Origin of the sequence: Acinetobacter sp. TG2027 (assembly GCF_000302435.1) — a bacterium.
Classification (GTDB): Bacteria; Pseudomonadota; Gammaproteobacteria; order Pseudomonadales; family Moraxellaceae; genus Acinetobacter; species Acinetobacter pittii.
Genome location: NZ_AMJN01000051.1, coordinates 1 through 5,648, shown reverse-complemented (window position 1 = coordinate 5,648; position 5,648 = coordinate 1). Strand labels below are relative to the sequence as shown.

The 5,648-nt window shown below is 39.6% G+C and carries 3 protein-coding genes; 1 reads left to right on the top strand and 2 read right to left on the bottom strand.

Going from position 1 to position 5,648, the window contains the following annotated elements; genetic code table 11:
• Window positions 1-1,195 precede the first annotated feature (1,195 nt).
• Window positions 1,196-3,151, top strand: coding sequence for an alkyl sulfatase dimerization domain-containing protein (locus tag B806_RS0114060; RefSeq protein ID WP_004870594.1), 1,956 nt, complete (start codon window positions 1,196-1,198; stop codon window positions 3,149-3,151).
• A 232-nt stretch (window positions 3,152-3,383) separates the two neighbouring features.
• Here the strand turns inward: B806_RS0114060 and B806_RS0114055 are convergent, their stop codons facing one another.
• Window positions 3,384-5,198, bottom strand: a complete 1,815-nt coding sequence (locus tag B806_RS0114055; RefSeq protein ID WP_004706791.1) for a relaxase/mobilization nuclease domain-containing protein — start codon at window positions 5,196-5,198, stop codon at window positions 3,384-3,386.
• On the bottom strand, window positions 5,188-5,589 hold the full coding sequence (locus B806_RS0114050; protein WP_004706792.1) for a MobC family plasmid mobilization relaxosome protein: 402 nt from the start codon (window positions 5,587-5,589) through the stop codon (window positions 5,188-5,190). The genes B806_RS0114055 and B806_RS0114050 overlap by 11 nt, the downstream gene beginning before the upstream one ends.
• Between the last annotated feature and the right edge of the window lie 59 nt (window positions 5,590-5,648).

Here is a 5,648-nt window from a genome sequence, read left to right as displayed (position 1 = left end):
CAATCCCATTCTTGGTCTAACCGGTTTAGAGGAAAATCTTTGATTTTTCTTTAAACCGGTTTTCGGGGGTATCGGGGGTGAAGCCCCTGATCAAGGTCACAGCTTAGCACTATTAAACGAAGTGAAATAGGGGTAACTGTGTATCCTTGCTTATTTAAAAAGGGAAAGAATTATTTATACTAAAATTTAATCAAATGATACAGTATATAAACCCTAATAAGAACTGGCATAAATCTTGTAAAACAATAGCACTCAACTCTTTCTCACCACCACCACAGCCCTCGCTTTGCTCAGGCAGATGGTGAGCGTTGAGAGAGTTTCGGCAATACTCTCCCTAAGGGCTGTCATTCAAAAAATAACACATCCCCTAAGTATTGCCGATTTAACCTGATTAGGCTGACGGAGCCACGCATCGGTCGTATCCGCACCATGCTTCACATACATGGCAGACAAGGACTAAAGGTACTGCACCTCTCCCCACGCGCTCCCTGTCGAAGTATGGCGGTATCTCTGCGAGGATTTCTCCAACATGCAACTTAACCAACCTATACAACTACTCTCAACGCTCCGCTTTTGTGGGATTCCCCTGTAACGGTTCAGCTCCTGCTTCTCAGCTTTCACTATCGCTACGATGCACCAGTGACACTTATTCCCTCCACATGCACCGCATATCTTCCTTAAAAAGGATGCACAGAAGCTGATAAGGCTCGAATACTGTCTATGTATTGCTTATTGGATGAACGAGAGTCAGGTAACGAAAGACTTTTTACTGATACAATGCTTGCCATTTTTTATCAATTTGATAGAATTTGAAAAGCGGTACAAGCCGAAAGGTGAAATCATAACGGTCGTCAAACCTTATGATCTTCGTTACTTGATGCTCGAACATCAAATAACTGCGTACCACCAAATTTAAGACAAAACCCCTCTAAGTTGCAAGACTCAGAGGGGTTTTTCTTTAGGTTTTAACAAAATTTTTATTTTTCTCTCCTACTAACTCATGCCCAATAAGGACTGCGTAGTTTTAATAAAAACAGGTATATTCTTGTAAAATATTATTTTATGATTCCATCATAAAAAATGATGGCTGTTATTATAATGTTTGAATTGAAAAGCTTCTATTAATTCAACACATATCAAAAATAGTATAGACAAGGAAATCAACATTTATGGATATTTTGAAGAAGGAAAGACAATGAAAGTTAAATTTTTAACGGTTTCATTGATGTTTATTTTGCCATTTTCTGTTTTTGCAGCAAATGGACAAGTCGAAAAAGCGGTCATTGAATCAAATAATGCGTATAAAACGAAATATAATTTAGACGATATGACAGAGTTTAATTATGCGCAAAAAGGCTTTATTGCCAAGCCAACAGGTCAAATTAAAAGTGAAAAAGGCAATGTGATCTGGGATTTTGATGCGTTTAATTTTTTAAATGATCCAGCACCAAATACTGTTAATCCTGCACTATGGCGACAAGCAAAGCTCAACAATAATGTTGGTCTATTTAAAGTGACAGATCGAGTTTGGCAAATTCGTGGTTTTGATTTGGCAAATATGACCATTATTCAGGGTGATACTGGCTGGATTATTGTGGATACATTAACCTCTAAAGAAACGGCTGAAGCAGCACTTAAATTTGCTAGGCAGCATTTAGGTGAGCAAAAAATTTCAGCCATTATCTTTACCCATAGCCATATCGATCATTTTGGTGGTGCATTAGGCGTTCTTTCTACAGAAGAAATTAACGCTAGAAAAACCCCAATTATTGCGCCACAAGGCTTTATGGAAGAAGCGACCAGTGAAAATTTGATGGCAGGTTCAGCCATGATACGTCGTGCGACCTATATGTATGGAACCTTTTTACCAAAGAATGCTGAAGGATTGGTGGATACAGGTTTAGGTAAGGCTGTTGCTGTTGGGAAAATGGGAATCCTTGAGCCTACACAACTGATCACCCAAGCAGAACAGAAAATGACCATTGATGGTTTGGATTTTGTGTTTTATAACGTGCCGGGTTCAGAAGCGCCAGCAGAGTTAACCTTCTCTATCCCATCACTGAAACTTTATAATGGCGCAGAAATTCTTTCGCATACCATGCATAATCTTTATACCCTCCGCGGTGCCAAAGTCCGTGATGCCTTAAAATGGGTAGGCTATTTAGACCAAGCAATGCAGCATGCCAAAGCATCCGATGTATTGATTGCACAACATCATTGGCCTGTCTGGGGCAATGACAATATTCAAGATTTTATTAAAACCCAGCGAGATGTTTATAAGTTCACACATGATCAGACGGTGAGATATATGAACTCTGGTTTTAATGGTGCTGAAATTGCCGAGAAAATTCAGCTTCCAGCGGCACTTGATCAAAAGCTATATGCGCATGGCTATTATGGAACCTTAAAGCATAATGTAAAAGCGATATACCAATACTATATGGGATGGTTCGATGCTCATCCTTCCAATTTAGATCCATTACCGCCTAAAGCTGTTGCAAAAAAATATATTGAGTTGGCAGGTGGGGAGAATAATGCATTAAAAAATGCGCGGGATGCCTATGCTCAAGCTGACTATAGATGGGCTGCCGAGATTTTAAAACATATTGTGTTGAATAACCCTCAAAACCAACAAGCAAAAGACTTATTGGCAAATACGTATCGTCAATTGGGCTATGCTGCTGAGGCTTCAACTTGGCGTAATTTCTTTTTGGTGGGTGCTCAAGAGCTACAAAATAATGTACCCCTACAAAATACATCTGATCCGAGTGATTTATTGATTCACACGCCAACTGAAAGATTTCTTGAAGCCATGGCGACAAATTTAGATGTGGAAAATTTAAAAAATGAAAACCAGTGTATCAATCTGGTTTTGTCGGATACCCAAGAGAATTTTTCATTATGGGTTGAAAACTCAATCATGCAGTTTAAGCGTCATGATGACAGTAAAGATTTGGCATCGGATTGCCCAACATTAACCGTAACCAAGCCCTTATATCTAAAAATGATTACAGGTCAAATAAAAGGGGTAAAAGTCCTGCTTTCTAACGAAAGTAAAGTCAAAGGCAATCCATTGGAAATTGGAAAATTCTTTGCAATGTTTAAACGTCCAGACTCAACTTTTCCAATTGTCACTCGACCAAATGATTAGGATGAAATGACTGGGCTTAAAGAACCCTACCAAATTAAAGTCTCCGCTTTTATGTGCACACATTAGTGCACATAAATACAAAATTAGTTTAATTATTTCAATAATTTACAATCAATAAAAAAGCCTAACTTGTCTAAGTCGGGCTTTTTTATTGATTCTTCACGTTTCACGCCTAATATTTAATCATTGTTCCATATTTTTGATTAGCAACAGTCGGAATCGAGCATAAACCCTACATGCCAAAATTCATGCCCCGATCTCGCTTAGGTTGGGGCTGCTCCATTTCCTTTTTCCGTTCCTTCATTTGGACGATATTCGCTTCAATAGTTCGGACGTTTCGAGCAAATTCTGCTGAGCTTTGGCTACTTGTGACGAGACTGACCGTTGTGTGGTTGAGATTTTCTCCAGTACGTCCTCGTAATTCGTTGTAATTTGGCTCATCTCCCTGACTTTGCCATTGATCTGCTCGGTATAGGTCGCTGTATTTTTTTCCAATTCGTGAAATTGTGTCTGTATTGTCGATAATGACTTTTGTGTTTGCACTAAGTCTGTCTGTACGCTCTCCATTGCCTTTGATTGTGCTGATAAGGCTTGGATAATTTTCTTTTGCATCACGTCTAAACTCTGCTGTTGCTGCTGCAACTGAGTTTGTTGTTGCTGTAATTGCTGCTGTTGTTCTTCGATGATTTTCAATAACTGTGTTTCTAATTCGGTCATCACTTAATACCCCATCGGCACCATGAAGTTGTTCTGCCAATCCCCTGCGTCCTTGTTGATCTGAATACATAGACGTTGGGCTTTGCTGTTTTGCTGTCTGCATGTGCTGAACGTCAAACTGCCCCCCGATCGGTTCAGGTGATCCACTCGCATTTGTTTCTCGTTGATGGTCATATTGAGTGTCCGTATCTCGTTGTACTTGCTTTTGCCCATAAAACCGAGCGCAATAATGAGAATAATTAAAATAGCAGCTCCCAAAATCATTGCCATATTCAAAGTGGTAAGCTGTTTCAGTAGGCTTTTGTTCTGAACTTGCTGTTCTTTTGTCTGTATCTGCTCGTTCATTTGCTTTAAACGGCTCAATTTGGACTGTAGCAAGGCTTGGTACTGGTCGAGCTGCTTCTCGATCTGCTGTGAGCTGTTCTGTAGGTTCTGCGCTAATTTCTCGTCTGACTGCTGGATAGCGGTCGCTGTGATATTGGCTCTTGTGCTCAAGCTGTCTTTGATAATCTGTGACGTTTGCTCGATACCGCTCAGAAGTTGTTCCTCGGTACGTTGCAATTCGCTGTTGTACTTCTTGTCGATATTCGCCAGTAGCGCTAAAGCCTTGCTCATAAACCTCTCCACTTAAACGGATAGGACGTGTTGCGCCCTCGTATGGATTTTCGATTGATATTGATTTTTGGGTTTGTCGGGTGACTTTGATTTCATTCGATTCAAGCCATTCAACCAATTTTTGCCGATCGGCAACTTTGCCATCGACTACAGCTTGGTAAATCCTTTGGTGTAACTGATCTTTAAAATCCTTCACATCCTTGGGTAAGTTCTTCTTATTGATTAAAAGCTGCTGATTGTTCGGATCATCGGGATCATATAGTTGATGTTCTGCATTGGTAATCTGCTTAAACAGATCCACTCGATCTAAATCCACTGGCGCATAAAATGGCTGTAGCCGTTTGCCTGTCGAAAGCTCAACGTTTGGAATCACAAAATTCAGCTCAAGCCGTGTCTCTCCAGTATCTTGATTCACCTTATCTTGGTGCTGTACCCATAAAATTTGGTACTGATCTTTATCGAGACCAGGGAAAAGGCATTCCTCAAAATTTTGCATGATCTGCTGTTTATCCTGGTCAGATAAAGCATGCTCGTAAAAGGATAAACAACCACTGGTATATTTCTTGGCAAAAGGACTGCTATCAATCAGTTGAGCGGTCAAGTCAACATCACCACTTAAAACCTGTGCATGTTCTCGCTCTCTATCTTCACCAAGCAAATAATCTAGACAACCTTTAGATAATCCTGAACCATGTCTAAAAAAATCAACGATCATCTGGTCGTAACTCCCGAAGTTGTTGATCTATGGAAATCAACAAATGAAGTAACTTCACTTTGTCAAAAGTACCTGTCCCTGCAATATCCGTATTAATCGCTTTGGCAATCTGATTCACGTTATTACCTATACGACCCAATTCTAGGATTAAATTTCTCTCTGTCTTGCTATATGAAGATTCAACAATCTTTGTTGATTTAATTTTTTCAGCATCATCTGCTTTGGAATTATAAATCTTTGTTGCTTTATCTACTGCTGACTGACGTAGCAACTTTGCGATTGAACCAAAAGGATTATTGGCATCGAGCAATTGATATTCTGATTCTGAAAGTCTGACTTTAAACGTCCGTTCCCGTACTACTTTCTGTTTAGTTACTGAATCTATTTCCACTTGAACAATCCCATTCTTGGTCTAACCGGTTTAGAGGAAAATCTTTGATTTTTCTTTAA

What these genes read in the sequence shown, in the direction of transcription:
- B806_RS0114060 (WP_004870594.1), top strand. Translation starts at nt 1,196, where the DNA reads ATGAAAGTTAAATTTTTAACGGTTTCATTGATGTTTATTTTGCCATTT.
- B806_RS0114055 (WP_004706791.1), bottom strand. Translation starts at nt 5,198, where the DNA reads ATGATCGTTGATTTTTTTAGACATGGTTCAGGATTATCTAAAGGTTGT.